This is a genomic window from Actinomyces capricornis (assembly GCF_019974135.1).
Lineage (GTDB): Bacteria > Actinomycetota > Actinomycetes > Actinomycetales > Actinomycetaceae > Actinomyces > Actinomyces capricornis.
The window spans coordinates 772,269-792,352 of the sequence record NZ_AP025017.1 but is presented as its reverse complement, the minus strand read 5'-3'; the positions used below and the strand labels follow the sequence as shown (position 1 = coordinate 792,352).

At 69.7% G+C, this 20,084-nt stretch carries 13 protein-coding genes; 11 read left to right on the top strand and 2 right to left on the bottom strand.

Annotated features, from left to right (window positions below; all coding sequences use genetic code 11):
• From MANAM107_RS03185 to MANAM107_RS03145, 9 genes are all read left to right on the top strand, one after another.
• On the top strand, positions 1 to 951 hold the full coding sequence (locus tag MANAM107_RS03185; protein ID WP_223911031.1) for an ABC transporter permease: 951 nt from the start codon (positions 1 to 3) through the stop codon (positions 949 to 951).
• Positions 948 to 3,137, top strand: coding sequence for an ABC transporter ATP-binding protein (locus MANAM107_RS03180; RefSeq protein WP_373314067.1), 2,190 nt, complete (start codon positions 948 to 950; stop codon positions 3,135 to 3,137). The genes MANAM107_RS03185 and MANAM107_RS03180 overlap by 4 nt, the downstream gene beginning before the upstream one ends.
• Positions 3,138 to 3,395: 258 nt before the next feature.
• The gene (locus MANAM107_RS03175) at positions 3,396 to 5,066 is read left to right on the top strand and encodes an ABC transporter family substrate-binding protein (RefSeq protein WP_223911028.1); all 1,671 of its coding nucleotides are present in this window, start codon (positions 3,396 to 3,398) and stop codon (positions 5,064 to 5,066) included.
• Positions 5,067 to 5,301: 235 nt separating this feature from the next.
• Entirely contained in the window at positions 5,302 to 6,105 is an 804-nt protein-coding gene (locus MANAM107_RS03170) for a hypothetical protein (protein WP_223911025.1), read from the top strand.
• 278 nt (positions 6,106 to 6,383) lie between these two features.
• A complete protein-coding gene (gene typA, locus MANAM107_RS03165; RefSeq protein WP_223911023.1) occupies positions 6,384 to 8,306 on the top strand; it encodes a translational GTPase TypA in 1,923 nt (640 codons plus the stop codon).
• 14 nt (positions 8,307 to 8,320) lie between these two features.
• Positions 8,321 to 11,440 carry a VanW family protein gene (locus MANAM107_RS03160; RefSeq protein ID WP_223911020.1) on the top strand — a complete coding sequence of 1,040 codons (3,120 nt, stop codon included), beginning with the start codon at positions 8,321 to 8,323 and terminating at the stop codon, positions 11,438 to 11,440.
• A gap of 122 nt (positions 11,441 to 11,562) precedes the next feature.
• Positions 11,563 to 11,901, top strand: a complete 339-nt coding sequence (gene fdxA, locus MANAM107_RS03155) for a ferredoxin (RefSeq protein ID WP_179900368.1) — start codon at positions 11,563 to 11,565, stop codon at positions 11,899 to 11,901.
• A 302-nt stretch (positions 11,902 to 12,203) separates the two neighbouring features.
• Positions 12,204 to 13,364: a succinyldiaminopimelate transaminase gene (dapC, locus tag MANAM107_RS03150; protein ID WP_223912812.1), complete on the top strand. Its 1,161-nt coding sequence runs from the start codon at positions 12,204 to 12,206 to the stop codon at positions 13,362 to 13,364.
• A gap of 677 nt (positions 13,365 to 14,041) precedes the next feature.
• On the top strand, positions 14,042 to 15,463 hold the full coding sequence (locus MANAM107_RS03145) for a citrate synthase (protein WP_223911018.1): 1,422 nt from the start codon (positions 14,042 to 14,044) through the stop codon (positions 15,461 to 15,463).
• 95 nt (positions 15,464 to 15,558) lie between these two features.
• On the opposite strand, the gene MANAM107_RS03140 is transcribed toward MANAM107_RS03145, so the two are convergent.
• Positions 15,559 to 17,751: a GDSL-type esterase/lipase family protein gene (locus tag MANAM107_RS03140; RefSeq protein WP_223911003.1), complete on the bottom strand. Its 2,193-nt coding sequence runs from the start codon at positions 17,749 to 17,751 to the stop codon at positions 15,559 to 15,561.
• A gap of 30 nt (positions 17,752 to 17,781) precedes the next feature.
• Positions 17,782 to 18,303 carry a hypothetical protein gene (locus MANAM107_RS03135; RefSeq protein WP_223911000.1) on the bottom strand — a complete coding sequence of 174 codons (522 nt, stop codon included), beginning with the start codon at positions 18,301 to 18,303 and terminating at the stop codon, positions 17,782 to 17,784.
• 305 nt (positions 18,304 to 18,608) lie between these two features.
• Here MANAM107_RS03135 and MANAM107_RS03130 point away from each other — a divergent pair, with 305 nt between their 5' ends.
• Positions 18,609 to 19,364 carry a class I SAM-dependent methyltransferase gene (locus MANAM107_RS03130; protein ID WP_223912811.1) on the top strand — a complete coding sequence of 252 codons (756 nt, stop codon included), beginning with the start codon at positions 18,609 to 18,611 and terminating at the stop codon, positions 19,362 to 19,364.
• A gap of 265 nt (positions 19,365 to 19,629) precedes the next feature.
• Positions 19,630 to 20,076 (top strand): DUF2087 domain-containing protein, encoded by a 447-nt coding sequence (locus tag MANAM107_RS03125; protein WP_223910997.1) that lies wholly within the window; start codon positions 19,630 to 19,632, stop codon positions 20,074 to 20,076.
• Positions 20,077 to 20,084 lie beyond the last annotated feature (8 nt).

The following is a 20,084-nucleotide window of genomic DNA, read 5'->3' as shown; positions in this document are numbered from 1 at the left end:
ATGGCCGCTGACATCCTCATCGCCGCCGCCGACGCTGCGGAGGCCGACCAGACCGGGGCGCCGAATGACGGCTCCCGCGAGACCCGGCGCCTGAGCCGCCGGCAGATCATCACCCGCCGCTTCCTGCGCAACCGCTCGGCGGTGGTGGGCCTGGTGGGCCTCATCCTGCTGGTGGCCTTCGCGGCCTTCGGCAACCTGCTCACCCCGTGGGGCTACAGCGAGGTGGACTCGGGCCACTTCCTGGAGGCGCCCAGCGCCGACCACTGGTTCGGCACCACCCAGGGCGGGCGCGACGTCTTCGCCATGGTGGTGGAGGGCACCCGCAAGTCCATGATCATCGGGCTGAGCGTGGCCCTGCTCCAGACGGGCATCGCCGCACTGGTGGGCTCCTCGGCCGCCTACTTCGGCGGCTGGTGGGAGAAGGTGGCGCTGTGGTTCACCGATATGCTCCTGGTCATCCCCTCCTTCCTCATCATCGCGATCCTCTCCCAGCGCTTCGGTGCTCAGCGGGGCTCGATCACCCTGTTCATCGTGCTGCTGGCGGGCTTCGGCTGGATGCTCACGGCGCGCGTGGTGCGCTCCTTGACGCTGAGTGTGAAGAGCCTGGACTATGTCACGGCCGCGCGCTTCATGAGCGTGCCCAGCCCGATCATCATCGCCCGGCACATCATCCCCAATATCGCCTCACTGCTCATCGTGGATGCCACGGTCAATGTGGCCTACGCGGTCATCAGTGAGACCACTCTGTCCTACTTCGGCTTCGGGGTGCAGTCGCCCAACACCTCCCTGGGCACGCTCATCGCCGAGGGGCAGCGCTCGGCCACCACCTACCCGTGGATCTTCCTGGCCCCGGCCGCGGTCCTGGTCCTCATGCTGCTGTGCGTCAACTTCATGGGTGACGGTCTTCGTGACGCGATCGACCCCTCGTCCAAGTCCGGAGGCAAGGCATGATGACCTCGAAGAAGCGCGCTGAGAAGGATGCTGACGCCTCGGCCGCCCTGCCCGACCCCTCTGCCGGTGCACCCCTGCTGGAGGTCACCGACCTCAAGGTCTCCTTCCCCTCCGAGGATGGCCGCGTCAACGCGGTGCGCGGGGTGAACCTGTCCGTGGCCCGCGGTGAGGTCCTGGCCCTCGTGGGCGAGTCCGGCTCGGGCAAGTCGGTGACCTCGACGGCGGTCATGGGACTGCTGGACGACTCCGCGGATGTCTCGGGCTCGATCCGCCTGCACGGCACCGAGCTCCTGGGCCGCTCGGACGACTACATGTCCAAGATCCGCGGCGTCCAGCTCTCCATGGTCTTCCAGGACCCGCTCTCGGCGCTGACGCCCGTCTACACGGTGGGCGGCCAGATCGTCGAGGCGCTGAGGATCCACCAGGAGATCTCCGAGGCCGATGCCTGGAAGCGCGCCGTCGAGCTGCTCGACCTGGTGGGCATCCCCAACCCGGAGGTGCGGGCCAAGAACTACCCGCACGAGTTCTCCGGGGGCATGCGCCAGCGGGCGGTCATCGCCATCGCCATCGCCAACAACCCCGACCTCATCATCGCCGATGAGCCCACCACGGCCCTGGATGTCACGATCCAGGCCCAGATCCTCGACGTGCTGCGCACGGCGCAGAGGGAGACGGGCGCGGGCGTCATCATGATCACCCACGACCTGGGCGTGGTGGCGGGCCTGGCGGACCGGGTGGCCGTCATGTACGCGGGCCGGATCGTGGAGACCGGCAGCGTCGACGAGATCTTCTACCGCCCGGCGATGCCCTACACCATCGGCCTGCTGGGGGCCCTGCCGCGCCTCGACGCCCGCAAGGATTCGGCCCTGGCCACCCTGGAGGGCAACCCGCCCTCCCTGCTCAGCCTCCCGCCGGGCTGCCCCTTCGCCCCCCGCTGCCCCCTGGCCGACGAGGGCTGCACCTCGGCGGAGCCGGGGCTGGTGGCACTGGCGGACCTGCCGGGGGCCGACTCGCTGCGGACGGGTGCCACCGAGTTGCCCGAGGGCGGCGTGACGGCGGGCCACCGGACGGCCTGCGTGAAGTCGGCGCAGATCCTGGGGGAGGGGCTGGACTACACCGATATCTTCCCGGTCCCCTCGCTCAAGACGCCCGCCGCCCTGGATCTGCCGCGCGCCGAGCGCGAGGAGGTCCTGAGGGTGACCGATATGGTCAAGGAGTTCCCGCTGCTCAAGGGCGCGGTGTTCAAGCGCCGCGTGGGCACGGTCCACGCCGTGGACGGCGTCTCCTTCGATGTGCGCGAGGGCGAGACCCTGGCGCTGGTGGGGGAGTCGGGCTGCGGCAAGACCACCTCCCTCATGGAGGTGCTGTCCCTCAGCGCCCCCCAGGAGGGCACGATCGTGGTGCTGGGCAAGGACACGCGCGAGCTGGGGCGCCAGGAGCGCAAGCGGGTGCGCCGCGACCTCCAGATCGTATTCCAGGACCCCATGGCCTCCCTGGACCCCCGCCTGCCGATCTTCGACATCATCGCCGAGCCGCTGCGGCACAACGGCTGGGCCAAGGCGGACATCCCGGGGCGCATCGAGGAGCTCATGAGCCTGGTGGGCCTGGAGCCCAGCCACGCCAACCGCTACCCGCGCAACTTCTCCGGCGGCCAGCGCCAGCGCATCGGCATCGCCCGCGCCCTGGCCCTGGAGCCGAGGCTGCTGGTGCTCGATGAGCCGGTCTCGGCCCTGGACGTCTCGATCCAGGCCGGTGTCATCAACCTGCTCGATGAGCTGCGCGCCACCCAGAAGCTGAGCTACCTCTTCGTGGCCCACGACCTGTCCGTGGTGCGGCATATCGCCGACCGGGTGGCGGTGATGTACCTGGGCAAGATCGTGGAGATCGGCGACGTCGACTCCGTCTTCGAGGCCCCGGCCCACCCCTACACCCAGGCGCTGCTCTCGGCGATCCCCATCCCCGACCCGGCCAAGGAGCGCGGGCGTGAGCGGATCATCCTGGAGGGGGACCTGCCCAGTCCGGCCAATCCGCCCAGCGGCTGCCGCTTCCGCACCCGCTGCCCCAAGTTCTCCCTGCTCAACGAGTCCCAGCAGGCCCAGTGCCTGGAGGCGATGCCCGAGCACCACTCCATGGGGCCGGACCATGAGGCCGCCTGCTACTTCCCCGAGCACCAGGCGGTGTTCTGAGCCCCGCTCCGGTCCTGGCACCCCAGGCCGAATGGGTGGCCAGGACCGGGGAGTCGGCTCCCTCCTGCCCGACCCGGGAGGAGGAGTCGAGCGGGTGGGGGTCAGGAGCAGTCCAGAACCGGCCCGACCCGCCACTGATCACTATCTGAGCGCAGCGTGATCACTATGGAAACAATTGTATGATTCACTACCTCATCCCCTGGGGCAGGTAACCCACCCGCCCGGGACAGCATCAACGATTGATGAACGGAGATCCCTATGAAGATCAACCGCCGCATGTTCCTGGCTGGCAGTGCCTCCACTGCCGCCCTCCTCGCCCTGGCCGCCTGCTCCAAGACGGACGGCTCCTCGGGCTCCGGGGGCGCTGAGGGCATCAACGCCGTCGAGCCGGACAAGATCGAGCAGGGCGGGGAGCTGAAGTTCGCCATCACGGCGCCCATCGCCAACTGGAATGCCAATACGGTGGCGGGCAACGGCGTGGATCTGCGCAATATCTACAACTTCGTCTTCCCCTACTTCTTCGACTATGACGACAAGGGCGTGGCCACCCCCAACCCCGACTTCCTGGCCTCGGCCGAGGCCGAGGAGGTCGACGGCAAGACGGTGGTGAGTATCGAGCTCAACCCCAAGGCTGTGTGGGGCTCGGGCAAGCCGATCTCCCCCGAGGACTTCGAGGCCTTCTATGCCGCCGCCAAGAGCGAGGACTACTCCTGGGCCTCCACCGACGGCATTGAGAAGGTGGAGAAGGTGGAGAAGGAGTCCGACACGAAGTTCAAGGTGATCTTCGAGTCCCCCTATCCCGACTGGACTGCTGTCCTCGCCAGCTGCGCCCCAGTGGAGCTCATGAAGGACGCCGAGACCTTCAACACCTCCATGGAGAAGGACTTCAACAACGACTTCTTCTCCGGCCCCTTCAAGATCGAGTCCTGGGACGCCACCCAGGAGGTGGTCACCCTCACCCCCAATGACAAGTGGTGGGGGGAGGCCCCCAAGCTGGACAAGGTGACCTTCAGGGTCCTCGACGACTCCGCCGTGGCCACCTCCTTCGCCAATAGTGAGATCGACGTCATCCAGTACATCATTAACGCCGACGCCTACTCCCAGGCCTCGGGCCGCTCCGACGCCGAGGTGCGCCAGGCGGGAGGGCTCCAGTGGCGCCACTTCACCATCAACGCCGCCAGTGGACCCCTGTCCGAGGAGAAGGTCCGCCAGGCCATCATGCGCGCCTGCGACCGCGAGGCCATCGCCAAGTCCGACCTGGCGGGCCTGCCGGTGGAGGACATCTCCGAGGTCATGCTGGGCAACCGCTTCTTCATGCCCAGCCAGGAGGGCTACAAGGACAACTCCGGGCCCTGGTCCTACGACGTCGAGGCCGCCAAGAAGCTCCTCGACGAGGCCGGCTGGATGCTGCCCGAGGGCGGGGAGGTGCGCGAGAAGGACGGCAAGAAGCTGGAGATCGTCTTCACCTACCCGCAGGGCGCCTCCGCCTCGGCCAACGAGGGGACCCTCCTGCAGTCCCAGCTCAAGGAGGTCGGCATCTCCCTGAGCCTCAACTCGGTCGAGAGCGACAAGTACTTCACCGAGTACGTCCAGGTCGGCAACTACGAGATGACCGCCTTCACCTGGCAGAAGACCCAGTACCCCATGGCCAATGTCGGCCAGATCTACGGCACGGGCAGTGGCTCGAACTACTCCGGCCAGTCCGTTCCCGAGATCGACGATCTCATCGCCAAGATCGACGTCGAGACGGACAACGCCAAGCGCGTGGAGCTGACCAATCAGGTCGACGAGCTCGTCTGGGAGCACGTGCTCAACTTCCCCATGTACGAGCGCCGCGAGTTCACCGCCGTGCCCAAGCGCCTGGCGAACTTCGGCGCCCAGGGCCTGGCCTCCTACCGCCCCGAGCGCATCGGCTACGTCGCCGAGTGATCGGCTGACACCGGCCGGGCCGGAGGCTCTGGCAGCCGACCGGCCAGGGCCACCGGCGGGCTCCCGGCCCCACCCGTCAGCGGTGGGTCCGGGAGCCCACCTCTTCACGGCTCATGCCCCCTGCGCCTCATCGCCGTGCGGCCCAGGGGGCCGCCGTATGCGGGTGAGGGCCCCGGCTCCTCGGAGGAGGGGGCCGGCATTCAGGGGGCTGGCACTCCTGGGGCATGATGGGGCGGTGCCCACCGTCGTCATCCGCTCCTGGACCGCCCGCGCCGCGACCCTCCTGGTGGCCGCCCTGTGCGCGCTCGTCATCGCCGTCGTGCTCATTCCCGGCAGCCCGAGCGGTCCGGGAGGCCCTGGTGGCGGCCGGATGGCGGTGCAGGTGACCGCCTGGGGCGCCCTGCTCACCGGCGCGGCCATCGTGCTGTGGTGGATGCCCGAGCTGCGCCTGGAGACTCATGGCCTCACCGTCCGCAACGCCTGGCGCACCTGGGTGCTGCCCTGGGCGCGGATCGAGCGCTGCGCGGGGCGCTGGGGGGTGGAGATCGTCCTGGATGACGGCAGGCGCGTGCGCGCCGCGGCGGCCCCCCGGGAAGGAGGCCTGGCCGCGGGGCTGCGCTACCACGCCGAGCAGCGCGAGCAGCAGGCGGATCGGGACTCCGCCGGGCGCGGCCGGGGATCGACAGCGGGGGCGCTGGCCAGCCGCTCCCGAGTGCGCGGGGGGCCGGTGGCGCGCGAGGAGCTGATCACCCCGGGACAGGGCACCCACCGCGTCCAGCTCGACGCGGCCGGGGCGATGGACCTCATCGAGCTCTACCGGGAGCAGGCCCTGGCCCTGGCCTCCCAGGACTCCCCAGGCGCGGGCCGCAGCGGCCAGGCCCGGCCCCGGGGCCGCCAGCATCCGGAGCCGGCAGGGCGGGCCGTCCGGCCGGAGGCGGACCCCCCGCAGCAGGGCGCGCCGCTGGCGCGCACCAACTGGGGCGTCGTCGTGGGCACCGGCCTGACGGCCCTCCTCCTGGCCCTGGCTATCCTGCTGTAACCCCAACCCCTGCTGCACATCTTCAAGAATCGACCGCCTGGTGGATCCGCATGACTCCGCGGTTCGCCTCAGCGCAGTCCTGCCGTTGGGTGCCGAAGATGTGCAGCGGGGCCGGGTGGGCCGCCGGCCCCGTGGCGAGCGGCACAGCACGGGTGTAGGCCTGACCATGGCAGGTCAGGCCCGCCGTCGCCTAGCCTTGCCCTGTTTCCCGCCCATCGGTGCGGTCGCCGCACAGGCGCGCCGGACCCGGGGCCGCTTGACCTGAGGAAGAACCCCGTATGAGCCTGCGCCAGGACCTGCGCAATGTCGCCATCGTCGCCCACGTCGACCACGGCAAGACCACCCTCGTGGACGCCATGCTCTGGGAGGCCGGCGCCTTCGGGGCCCGCGCCACCACCGAGTCCACCGGCGAGCGCGTCATGGACTCCGGGGAGCTGGAGCGGGAGAAGGGCATCACCATCCTGGCCAAGAACACGGCCGTCCACTACGCCGGTCCCGCCGCGGCGGACGCCGGCTGCCCCGAGGGCATCACCATCAACGTCATCGACACCCCCGGCCACGCGGACTTCGGCGGGGAGGTCGAGCGGGGCCTGTCCATGGTCGACGGCGTCGTCCTGCTCGTGGACGCCTCCGAGGGGCCCCTGCCCCAGACCCGCTTCGTGCTGCGCAAGGCCCTGGCCGCCAACCTGCCGGTCATCCTGGTGGTCAACAAGGTCGACCGCCCCGACTCCCGCCTGGCCGAGGTGGTCTCGGAGTCCACCGACCTGCTGCTGTCCCTGGCCAGCGACCTGGCCGACGAGCACCCCGACATCGACCTCGACGCCGTCCTGGACGTGCCCGTCATCTACGCCTCGGCCAAGGCCCGCCGCGCCGGCACCACCGCCCCCGCCGACGGCGCCCTGCCGGACAACGACGACCTCGAGCCGCTCTTCCGCACCATCATCGAGCGCATCCCCGGGCCCTCCTACGACGAGGGCGCCCCCCTCCAGGCTCACGTGACCAACCTCGACGCCTCCCCCTTCCTGGGGCGCCTGGCCCTGCTGCGCATCCACAACGGGACCATCCGCAAGGGGCAGTCCGTGGCCTGGGCCCGCCACGACGGCACCCTGGCCTCGGCGCGCATCTCCGAGCTGCTCGTCACCGAGGGCCTGGACCGCAAGCCCGCCGAGGAGGCCCACGCCGGGGACATCGTGGCCATCGCCGGCATCGAGGACATCACCATCGGGGAGTCCCTCGTGGACCCCGAGGACCCGCGCCCCCTGCCTCTCATCACCGTGGACGACCCGGCCATCTCCATGACCATCGGCATCAACACCTCCCCCATGGCCGGGCGCACCAAGGGCGCCAAGGTGACCGCCCGCCAGGTCAAGGACCGCCTGGACCGCGAGCTGGTGGGCAACGTCTCCCTGCGCGTCCTGCCCACCTCCCGCCCCGACGCCTGGGAGGTGCAGGGGCGCGGCGAGCTGGCACTGGCGATCCTGGTGGAGCAGATGCGCCGCGAGGGCTTCGAGCTGACGGTCGGCAAGCCCCAGGTGGTCACCCGCACCGTGGACGGCAAGCGGCACGAGCCCGTGGAGCGCATGACCATCGACGTGCCCGAGGAGTACCTGGGCGCCGTCACCCAGCTCATGGCCGCCCGCAAGGGCCGCATGGAGACCATGACCAACCACGGCACGGGCTGGATCCGCATGGAGTTCCTCATCCCGGCCCGCGGCCTCATCGGCCTGCGCACCCAGTTCCTCACCGAGACCCGCGGCACCGGCATCGCCTCCTCCATCGCCGAGGGCTACGAGCCCTGGGCCGGCCCCATCGACTCGCGCACCACCGGCTCCCTGGTCTCCGACCGCGCCGGGGCCATCACCGCCTACGCCCTCATCCGCCTCCAGGACCGGGGGACCTTCTTCGTCGAGCCCACCCAGGAGACCTACGAGGGCCAGGTCGTGGGGGAGAATCCCCGGGGCGAGGACATGGACGTCAACGTGGTGCGCGAGAAGCAGCAGACCAATATGCGCTCCTCCACCGCCGACTCCTTCGAGGGCCTCACCCCGCCGCGGCGCCTCACCCTGGAGGAGGCCCTGGAGTTCGCCGCCGACGACGAGTGCGTGGAGGTCACTCCCGAGGCGGTTCGCATCCGCAAGGTCATCCTCAACTCCCAGGAGCGCTTCCGTGATGCCGCCCGGCGCCGCCGGGCCGAGGCCTGAGAGGAGCCCAGCCCATGAGCCAGACCCCGCGCAGCCAGGGCGAGCATCCCGACGCCAGCCACGGGGGTGCCGAGCCCGAGGCCGTGGCCGATGGTCCCGCGACTGAGGAGGCCCTCAGCCCCCCGGAGGCCCCCGAGGCCGGGGGCGCCGGCCCCGTCGCGGGGCAGGACGCCGCCGTGAGCGGGGGCGCCCAGGACGCAGCGGAGGCTGGGAGCACCGTGGAGGCTGAGGGCACCGGCGTCGACGGCGCGGCCTCCGGCGGCGCGGGACCTGACACTGCTGATGGCGCGGGTGCCGATAGCGCCGGCCCGGTCGGCGTGGAGCGCGCCGATGACGGCACGGGCCCCGGCGGAGCGAGCCCAGACAGCCCCGGTGGCACGGGTGCTGGCATCGCCAGCTCCAGCGGTACGGGCGCCGAGGATGCCAGCGGCTCCGACGACGCCGCAGGCGCGGCCGGCGAGGCCCCGTCCGCCAGCACCGGTGATGGCGCCGAGGATGCCGGCGGCGCGGCCTCCGGCAGTGCCGGTCCCGGCGGGGCGAGTCCCGACAGCCCCGGCGGCCCGGCCGATGAGGTGGCCCGGCCGCCGTCGTCGGCCTCCTCCGATGAGGCCGCGACCCCCGCCGAGCCGGGCCCCGATGACTACGGCATCATGCCGGCGCCGGACCGGGGCGCCCACATGATCAGCTGGATCCAGCACGGCGGCGGCAAGCTCCCGCCCTCGATCGCGCCGGCCATGCCGCCGGTGGCCGCATCCCAGCCCAGTGACGACCCCGACCCCGCCCCGCAGGAGGACCCCGCCCCCCGGGAGGGCGGCTTCGAGTCCTCCATCACCCCCGCAGTGGTTGCCCACCACGCCGAGCGGGTCTGGTCCGAGCCGGGCCACGACGCCAGCGAGACCGTCCTGGGGGAGGCGCGCTGGCCCGCGCTGCGCGGCGAGACCACCCGGGACGGCGCCGCGGAGTCCTCGGCGGACTCCGCCGGCTCAGCGGCCCCGGCAGCCCCGGCGGGCGCCGCTCCGGCCGGCGCGGGGCAGTCCGGCGCCACGCCGTCGCCGGGACAGCCGGATGCCGGAGGCCCGGCCGCCGGCTCGCCGGCTCGGGCCGGGGCCGCCGCCTCCCCCTCCACCGCCAACTGGGCCACAGCCCCCGCCTGGCCCCTGGCCACGGGAGACTCGGGCGCTCAGGACGGCGAGGGTGCCACCGGCGCCGCCGGCACTGACGCCCGCCAGGGTGGCAGCGGCCAGTTCAGCAGTGATCAGGCCAGTGCCGAGACGGCCAGGGTCGATGCGGACGACGCCGAGGAGGCCGCCGCCGCTTCTGGCCAGGATGGCGACGATCAGGGCGGTGCGGCCGGTGACGGCGGGCCCGCCGCGGATACTGCCGGGAGCGCCAAGACCGCCGGTGGGGCCAAGACCGCCCCCCGCCGTCGCCGTCTGCTGCCCCTGGGCGCGGCCGCCGGCATCGCGATCCTCCTGGTCTGGGGCGGGCTTGCCTGGTGGACCACGCAGCACATCGCCTCGGGCACCACCGTCTCCGGCGTCGACCTGTCCGGGCTCAGCCCCGAGCAGGCCAGCACCCGCCTGAGCGACCAGATCGGCACCCAGCTCGCCCAGCCCGTCACCCTCACCGTCGGGCAGGGCAGCTCCGAGCTCGTCCCCGCCGAGTCCGGCGTCTCCCTGGACGCCGAGGCCACCATGGATGAGGTCGCCGGCTTCACCCTCAACCCCCTGACCATCGCCCAGCGCCTGGGCGGGGCCCAGAGCGACGCCGTCCTGCGCGTGGACTCCGAGACCCTCACCGGCGCGCTGGAGGACCGCATCGACTCCATGGCCAACGGCGCCGTCTCAGCCACCGTCTCCCTGGAGGGCACCGAGGTGACCACCACCCCCGCCCAGGACGGCGTGGGCCTGGACGTCAAGGCCTCCGTGGCACAGCTCTCCCAGGGCTGGCCGCTGGGGCAGCAGAGCATCGCCCTGGCCGAGGGCGTGGCCGTCCCGGCGATCACCGACCAGGAGGCCAAGGACTTCGTCGACTCCACCCTGAGCCCCATGCTCTCGGCCGACATGACCATCACCGCGGTGGGCACCCAGGTGGAGTCCAAGGCCACCACCCCCACCGTCACCCTCGCCCCTGAGCAGACCGCCTCCATGACCTCCATCAGCACCGACGGCGGGCGCCTGACGGCCACCATCGACACCACCATGCTCCACGACACCATCGTGGGCACCATGGGGGACGTGGAGAAGCCCGCCATCGACGCCTCCTGGACCATCGACGGCACGCAGGCCGGAGCCGCGGGGGACAAGCCCCAGTACGTGGCCCCCGCCGAGGGCATGGGCATCGACATGGACTCCCTGACCCAGTCCCTGACCACCACCGCCGCCCAGGGCACCGACCCCGCCTCGCGCACCGTCGCCCTGCCGCTGGCCGTGCTCAAGCCCGAGGACACCACCCCCGAGGCCGACTGGGGGGTCAAGGAGGTCGTGGGGGAGTACGCCACGCCCTACAACGCCGACGACCTGCCGCGCACCCAGAACCTCCGCCGCGGCGCCGAGCTCATCAACGGCTCCGTGGTCAAGCCCGGCGAGGTCTTCTCCCTGGAGGAGGCCTTGGGCGAGGTGGACTACGAGCACGGATTCGCCGACGCCGGGGTGATCTCCAACGGGGAGCACGTGGACTCCCTGGGCGGAGGGCTGAGCCAGGTGGCCACCACCGTGTTCAACGCCGGATTCGAGGCCGGGATGGACGACACCGAGCACCACCCCCACCAGTACTACTTCGACCGCTACCCCGCGGGCCGCGAGGCCACCCTGTGGACCGGCAAGCTCGACGTGAAGTTCACCAACTCCACCACTCACGGCGTCCTGGTCCAGGCCTGGCTCGATGGTGAGCAGATCCACGTGCGCCTGTGGTCCACCAAGTACTACGACGTGACCATCACCGAGTCCGAGCGCTACAACTTCCGCCCCGTGGTCACCGAGCGAAAGTCCGGCCCCCAGTGCCAGCCCTACACCGGCGGCAATCCGGGCTTCGACATCACCATCACCCGCAAGCGCAGCCACAACGGCCAGGCCGTGCCCGACGACGTCCTGACCACCGCCTACTACCCGGACAACAACATCGTCTGCGGGTGAGGCGCGGCAGTGCTCATGCCCACGTCAGCGCGCTCTTGGGTCCAGGGGCGCGGGAGACGATACTTGTCCGTACACCAGTGCCGCACGCCGTCGGCACAACAGCATCGAGAGGACACGCAGCCATGACGTATGTCATCGCCCAGCCCTGTGTCGACGTCAAGGACCGCGCCTGCGTCGACGAATGTCCCGTCGACTGCATCTACGAGGGCGAACGCAGCCTCTACATCAACGCCGACGAGTGCGTGGACTGCGGGGCCTGCGAGCCGGTGTGCCCCACCGAGGCGATCTTCTACGAGGACGACGTGCCCGAGGAGTGGGCGGACTACACCCGCGCCAACATCGACTTCTTCGAGATCCAGGGCCTGGGCTCGCCCGGCGGCGCCCAGGCGGCGGGGCCCCAGTCCTACGACGACCCCATGATCGCCGCCCTGCCGCCGCAGAACCAGCACCTCCAGGGCTGAGACCGCGCCGGCCGGGCCCCATCCACGCTGAACCGGGACCACCCGCCTGGCCCTTTCCACCGCAGCCCCTTTCGCAGTATGCGAGTGCGGGGTGCAGAATGCGAGTACCCCGCACTCGCTTTCTGCACCCCGCACTCGCTTTCCATCCCCGGCCGCGCGCAGGGCGGGCCGCCCGGGGCCGGCCTGCAGGACGCCGGGCCCACCCAGGTGGACACAGGAGGGACAATGGCCCGGTGAACGCCACTTCCAACGCCGCCTCCAGTGCCGCCGCCCCCACCACTCCCGACGCCCGCCCCGCCCGGATCCTGCCCCGGGCCTCGGTCCTGCCCGACTTCCCCTGGGACTCCCTGCGCCCCTACCGGGCCCGCGCCGCCGAACACCCCGACGGCGTCGTCGACCTGGCCGTGGGCACTCCCGTGGACCCCACCCCCGAGGTGGCGCGGGCGGCCCTCACGGGAGCGGCCAACGCCCCCGGCTACCCCACCACCGTGGGCACGCCCCAGGTGCGGGCCGCCATCATCGAGTGGATGGCGCGGCGCCGCGGCGTGGAGGGGCTGGGTGAGGCCGAGGTCCTGCCGACCATCGGGTCGAAGGAGTCGGTGGCCCTCCTGCCCCTCCAACTGGGGGCCGGCCCTGGCGACCTCGTGCTCCACCCCCGCGCCGCCTACCCCACCTACGACGTCGGGGCCCGCCTTGTGGGTGCCGTGCCCGTGCCCGTGGACACCGACGCCGACCCCACCACCTGGACCCTGCCCGAGCAGGGGCGGGTGGCGATGGTCTGGCTCAACAGCCCCGGGAACCCCGACGGGCATGTGCTCAGCGTGGAGCAGATGGCCCGGATCGCCTCCTGGGCGCGCGAGCGCGGCGCCGTCGTCGTCTCCGATGAGTGCTACGCCGAGCTGGCGTGGGAGGAGCCGTGGGCCAGCCGGGGCGTTCCCAGCCTCCTGGACCCCGGCGTGGGGGGAGCGGCCGGGCGCGAGGGCCTGCTGGCGCTCTACTCCCTGTCCAAGCAGTCCAACCTGGCCGGATACCGGGCCGCCCTTCTGGCGGGCGACCCGGTGCTGGTCGCGGCGGTCACCGAGGTGCGCAAGCATGCGGGGCTGCTCGTGCCCGCCCCCGTGCAGGCGGCGCTGGCCGCGGCCCTGGGCGATGAGGAGCATGTGGAGGCCCAGAAGGCCGTCTACCGACGCCGCCGCGAGGCCCTGGTGGAGGCGACGGCGGCCGCCGGTCTGGTCAACGACCCGGCCTCCGTGGCCGGCCTCTACCTGTGGCTGAGCGGGCCGGCCGGGATGAGCGCCTACGACCTGGTGGGGGCCTTCGCCGAGCTGGGGATCGTCGTGGCCCCCGGGGACTTCTACGGCCGGGCCGGTGCCGGGCGGGTGCGCATGTCGCTGACCGACACCGATGAGCGGGTCGCCGCCGCCGTCGAGCGCCTGCGCTCCACCGACCTCTTCCGCCGCTGAGGCGCGCTGCGGGCCGTGCGGGCGGCGGGCCGCATGCGCGGTGAGCCGCGCGGCTGGAGGGCGCCGGGGAGGCGGGTCCCGGGGGTCCGGCGGAGTTGCTGGTGAGTTGTTGTGGAGTTGTTGAAAGAACTCGTCAAGAACTCACGGCGGACCCAGGGGGAGGGATCGGCGTGAGGGAGAGGCGGTTTTCCCTGCAATGCCAAGGGATCCGAGGCCCGGGTGGAGTTGTTGCGAGTTCTTTGAAGCTCTTGCCGGGCCGTGGAGGGCCCGTCGCGTGGTGCCCCGGCGTCATCCAGATGGCCCTCCGGGCGGGGGAGGAGGGCCCGGGTCGCCCGGATCGCCGGCCCCAGGCGCCCAGGAGCCAGGGCCCCAGCGCACAGGGGCCACACCGTCCGCCCCGAGGGCGTCGGCGGGGCCTTCAGGCGGCGGGTGTGAGCAGCGCTTTCCCCTCCGCCCCGGGCTGCGTCGTCGGCCGCCCCACCAGGACGCAACTCCGGCCCCGGTGCCCGGAGCGACCCGGGCCCCGCCGTCGTCGGCCCAAGAGCCCCGGTGGGACGAGCGGGCGCGTGCCCTGCGCGAGCCCGTACAGTAGGACCAGCCCCGGCCACGAGACCCGGGGGACGACGTCGATACCCCGCCGGCCAAGGCCGGCACAGAGCCGGCACCCAAGGAGCACCATGACGAGCGCACCCGCCACCCCGCCAGCCGAGCAGCCCGAGGCCCAGGACGGCTCCGCCGCCGACGGCCCCGGCCTCCTGACCGTTGACGGCCAGAGCATGGAGCTGGCGCGCTCCTTCGCCACCGACGGCTCCGACGGCCTGGAGGTCGGCAAGCTGCTGGGCACCACCGGCCTGGTCACCCTCGACCCCGGCTTCACCAATACCGCCTCGTGCACCTCCCAGATCACCTACATCGACGGCGCCGCAGGGATTCTGCGCTACCGCGGCTACCCCATCGAGGAGCTGGCCAAGTCCTCCTCCTTCGCCGAGGTCGCCTACCTGCTCATCTACGGCGACCTGCCCGACCGCGAGTCCTTCGAGCGCATGGAGCGCCGCATCGCGCGCCACCGCCTCCTGCACGAGGACTTCCTCAGCTTCTTCACCTCCTTCCCCTCCTCCGGGCACCCCATGGCCATCCTCCAGGCAGGTATTGCGGGACTGGCCACCTACTACGAGGACACCCTCAACCCGCACGACCCCTACGAGCGCGAGCTGGCCACCATCCTGCTGCTGGCCAAGATGCCCACGATGATCAGCTATATCGCGCGGCGCGCCATCGGCCTCCCCCTGCTCTACCCCGAGCCCAAGCGCGGCTATGTCGAGGACTTCATCCGCATGACCTTCGGCATGCCCTACCAGTCCTACGAGATCGACCCCGCCGTCGTGCGCGCCCTGGATATGCTCCTCATCCTGCACGCCGACCACGAGCAGAACTGCTCCACCTCTACCGTGCGCCTGGTCGGCTCGGCCGACGCCAACATGTACGCCTCCGTGGCCGCCGGCGTGGGGGCGCTGTCCGGCCCGCTGCACGGCGGGGCCAACGAGGCCGTCCTGCGCATGCTCGACATGATCCAGACCTCGGGGATGTCCACCTCCGAGTTCGTGCGCAAGGTCAAGGACAAGGAGGACGGGGTGCGCCTCATGGGCTTCGGCCACCGCGTCTACAAGAACTACGACCCGCGCGCCGCCATCGTCAAGGAGACCGCCCACGACGTGCTGACCCGCCTGGGCGGGGGCGATGGCGACCGCAAGCTGGAGATCGCCATGGAGCTGGAGGAGGTCGCCCTCAAGGACGACTACTTCGTCTCGCGCAAGCTCTACCCCAACGTGGACTTCTACACCGGCCTCATCTACCAGGCCATGGGCTTCCCCACCAAGATGTTCACCCCCCTGTTCGCCCTGGGGCGCCTGCCGGGGTGGATCGCCCAGTTCCGGGAGATGATCGCCGACCCGGCCAAGCGGATCGGTCGGCCCCGCCAGGTCTACAACGGCTCCACCGAGCGCCACTACGTGGCCATGCACCGGCGCCGCCACGACGAGGAGTACTACCCGGCCACCCGCGTGGGCGTGCCCAGCCTGGACCGCGTCACCCGCGTCTGACCCCGCCCTTCTTTTCGACAATTTGCATGAGATCGTACCTTTCCGGGCCTGGAAAACGCCGATCTCATGCAAATTGTCGAAGGTTGGGGGCTGGGCTATGTCATCGAGGGCTCAGGTGCCGGCCATGCCTGGCCTGTCTGTGTGAAGAGAGCCGTCTCGGCTTCTGCCGCCCGGTCTCCGTCTTGCCTTCGGGTCGAGGACGAATCAGCCCCAGTCGGTGTTGCCGGTGCAGAGTCGCTGGACGGATCGGCCGAGGGCGACGGCGTGGGGGTGGTGCTGGGGGGAGTGTTCGAGGGGTTGTTCGAGCAGGTCTCGCCCACGACGCACACCCCCGGCAGATCCTGCGTGGGGAAGCCCGGATCGGCATCGCAGTCGTCACCGATGCCGTCGCCGTCATAGTCGCTCTGGCCGTAGTTGTTGACGTCGGGGCAGTTGTCGCTCTCACGTGGAGTGATGTCGCCGTCATCGGTGACGTCTACCCGGGTCGTTGCGGTGGCCGTCTGCCCATCGGTTTGAGTGACGCGGAGTCCGATGACCCCGCTGTACACCTCTGAGAAGGTGTGGTGAATGCGGGTTGAGGAGGAGGTTTCCTCATAGGTGCCGTCGCCGTTGAAGTCCCACTCGATCTTCGTGATCTCTCCCTTGGTCGCATGGGAGGCGGCAGCATCGATCTCGATAGCCTCACCTGCCTTGGTGACGTAGGGCCCTTGAATCCAGGCGAACGGTTTATTGAGCTCGGCGTCGATTGCCTGATTGATGAGCCCCGTGATGTCGTCCGGTGAGGCGGCGTCGGTGATGGTGCCCCCGCTTTGAGACACTAGTGATTGGAATTCGGTGGAATTCAAGGCGCCATTGGTGTTGATCCCATAAACACTCACTGGGTCGACATCATAGGCTGCCTTTGCGACAGATTCAGCTGTGTATCCGGTTCCGGGCTCCGGGTCGCGGGGAGGGGCGTCTCCGATAACGAGGGCGATCTTCTTGGCCCCGTCGCGCCACGTGAGCCCCAGGGCCTGCATCGTGCCGCTGTAGACCGTGGCGTTGGTGTTGAAGAGATTTCCGCCCTCGAAGGTGAGTGAGTCGAATCCCCGCTCGATCGCTGCAGGATCGGTGGTGAAGTCTACGTCGGTGCGTGCCAGGTAGTTATTCTGATCGAACTGGGGGTGGTCCTTGTAATCCACGAGGGCGAATCGGTAGGAGGAGGATCGCTTGCTGGTCTGATCCATGATGGAGCGTATGTTGTTCCGCGCAGCCGTGGCATCGTCCTGCATGGAGCCGGTGGAGTCCATGACGAAGACGATGTCGACTGTTCCCCTGAGGTCCTGGGGCCTCACAGAGTTGGGAATGCCGACCTTCGCCTGAATCAGCTCGGCGATCTGGGCATGGCCGATGAGGTTCGGGTGGTAGAACACGTTCGTGTCCTTGCTCGCCTTTGATTCCGTCTTCCCGTCCTTGCCCTGTACGCCTTCTGTCTCGAAGAACTCGTTGAGCCAGCGGTAGTCATTCTTATTTCTCACGGAGGGATCTGGCTCGTGCTCGTTAAAAGCGTCGATGACACCGTCGATGTAGGTGACCTTGAGTCCGGGGTGTGCGGCGTTCCAGTTGTTGACGAGCTCCGACTGCACTGTTCTGGCGGCATCGCTGAGACCTCGAACACCAGTGCCAGCATCGTATGTGGAGCCCCATTCGCTAAGGATATACTCATTGTCGGTTGCCAGGCGGGGGTAGCCGACGAGAATCACTTGGGCGCCATCCAGAAGTTTGTCATCGATCTTCTGTAGGATCTCCTCCGTGTGCGTCCTCACGTCCGCTAGTCCGGAATTTGCTGCATCAACCTTCTGCTTGCAGGTTTCCGGGTCTCTGATGCCGAGGGTGAAGCACTGCTTGACGATGTCACTGAAATGCACATCGTTGCCGCCGATCGTGAACATGACGACGTCGGAGTCTGTGGGAATATTGTCGATTTGACCATCTCGTTCCAATAATTGTTGTGTCGTATGTCCGTTTGCGGCAAGATTGGTGAGGATTGCCGGCGTTCCCTGGCTGTTGATCCAATCAACATACTTGTGCGCCCAGTTGTTGCGGCTCCTATAATAAGCCCTGTCGCCGTAATAATCTCCAGCTCCAGTTCCCGCTGAGTAGGAGTCTCCCAGGAGAGTGATGTGCAAGGTGTTCTTGGATACGTCTGCCATCGCGGTAGGGGTGATTGTGGGCGGGGTAGCAATTGTAATAAGGGTTAGAATCGCAATGAGGAAGAGGCTGATGGTATTCTTGGTGTGCGACCGCATGCTGACTTCCTCTCTCTGGGTGATTGAAGGTTAGCGATAGTCTAGGATGACAAGAATCGCTCCTTGGAGATTCGAGGGGGCATATGAGTCTTCGTCCGTCATCGCAATGCCGAGGTGCATGTAGTCATCGGAGTCTCTCTCGGTGTGACGCGCAGACCAGAGGTCATCACTGGAGAACTTTTCGTCCTTTGTCCAGCCATGACCTTCTGCGTGGGTGATGAATTCTTGCATGAAGGCGGCCGGTGGTTGTTCGGTCTGAAAGTAGCGCCTTAGATACATTGACGTTGTCTTTTCCAACCATCCGGGGAGTCTGGCTCTCTCTGTGTGGAAGGCGGTGTGGCCGAGGATGGTCTCGGCTCCCATGGGGTCGTTCTCCAGGGCCCGTAGTTTGCGGGCGTTCTCGCCCAGGTAGCCCCCCGGGCCGAAGGCCCACGCCAGGCCGGTGGGGACCACCGTGATCCCCGCAAGGGCCGCACTCGCGATGACCCACCTGCGCGAGCGTCGTCGCGGCTGCAGCTCGAGGTGGTGGTCCTGAGGCTGTGAAGCGGCCATGGCCCGACGATAACGACCCAATAACAACGTGTCAAAGATCACGTAACAACGGCGTAGCGGCAGATCTCTGCTGTCTCGCGGTGGACCTCAGCCCACTGTCTGCGGAGTCCTGCATCGGCAGGTGATCGTGGGTAGCAAGGGCTGTGAGCAGTGAGAAACCCCTGCTTTCGTGATCGTGGTAAGGCTAGGCTTAGCGTATGTCAGTGCCTGATGATGCCCCCTCTCCGGTCCCCACCACTCCAGCCAGCGCCTCCTCCCACGGCTCCGACCCTGCCGGCCTCCCCCTGCCCCAGGCGGGTCGGCCCATGGCCACCGCCCCCGGCCACTGGGTGCTGGCCCGCGCCGGCAAGCGCGTCCTGCGCCCCGGTGGCGCCGCCCTGTCCGCCGCGATGCTCCAGCAGGCAGGGCTCCCCGGCGCCGACGTCGTCGAGCTCGCCCCCGGCCTGGGGCGCACTGCCGCCGAGATCCTCAAGGCCGGCCCGGCCTCCTACACCGCCATCGACCGCGACCCCGACGCCGCCCGGCGAGTCGCCACCGTCGTCGGCACTCGCGGCAGCGTCCGCCAGGGCGAGGCGGCCAGGACCGGCCTGGGTGACGCCAGCGCCGACGTCGTCATCGGTGAGGCCATGCTCACCATGCAGGGCGACAAGGGCAAGGCCGCCATCGTCTCCGAGGCCGCCCGCATCCTGCGCCCCGGCGGGCGTTACGCCATCCACGAGCTCGCCGTCACCCCCGACGACATCCCCGAGGAGCGCTACACCGAGCTGCGCAAGGACCTGGCCCGCGCCATCCACGTCAACGCCCGCCCCATGACCCCCGCCGCATGGAGACGGCTCATGGAGGAGGCCGGCCTGGAGGTCGAGTGGACGAGCACCGCCCCCATGGCCCTGCTCAAGGTGGGGCGCAACCTCCGCGACGAGGGCGTGGGCGGCTTCCTGCGCATCGCCCGCAACGTGCTGGGCGACAAGGAGCTGCGCGCCCGCGTCCTGAGCATGCGGCGCACCTTCAAGGCATGGGAGAAGGACATGGCCGGCATCGCCCTGGTCGCCCGCAAGCCCTGACCCGCCGCCCCTTCTTTTCGACAATTTGCATGAGATCGTACTTCTCCAGGCCCGGAAAAGGCCGATCTCATGCAAATTGTCGAAAGTGGGGGAGGGGGTGAGTCGGGCTGCTACCATGTCCGCCACGGCGAGCCAACGCCGAGCGGACGACAGCCCGGTCCTGTCGGCGATCCCGCGAAGGGGAGCGAATCCTCCGGCAGTCCGCACCGAGTCCTTCCACCCGTGGCGGCGATGGCCGGGATCGCGACCGCCCGAAGGGCCGACCATGACCACCGACCATGACTTCAAGAGGCTCGTGCGAGCCCGCATGGCCACCACCGGCGAGAACTACACGACCGCCCGGGCCCAATTGCTCGCCCAGCGCCAGGAGGCTGAGCGCTTCCACCGCCGCACCCTGAGCTCCTTCCTGCGCCAGGGGCGGCTGGTCTCCATCCCCGCCAAGCGGCGGGCCCGCGTCGTCATCCTCCTGGAGCTCCTCAGCCGGTTCGAGACAGGCCGCGACTACACCGAGGCCGAGGTCGGCGACATCCTGCGCCCCGTGCACGACGACGTCGCCTACCTGCGCCGCGAGCTGGTCGACTACGGCTTCATGACCCGCAGCTCCTCGGTCTACCGCGTGGCCGAAGAACTGCCGCAGGCACAGGGCAACGTGCTCAGCGAACTGCCCCACGACGTCGAGCGCCGCTTCGCCGCCGCGGCCCGCAAGCCCTGACCCGCCGC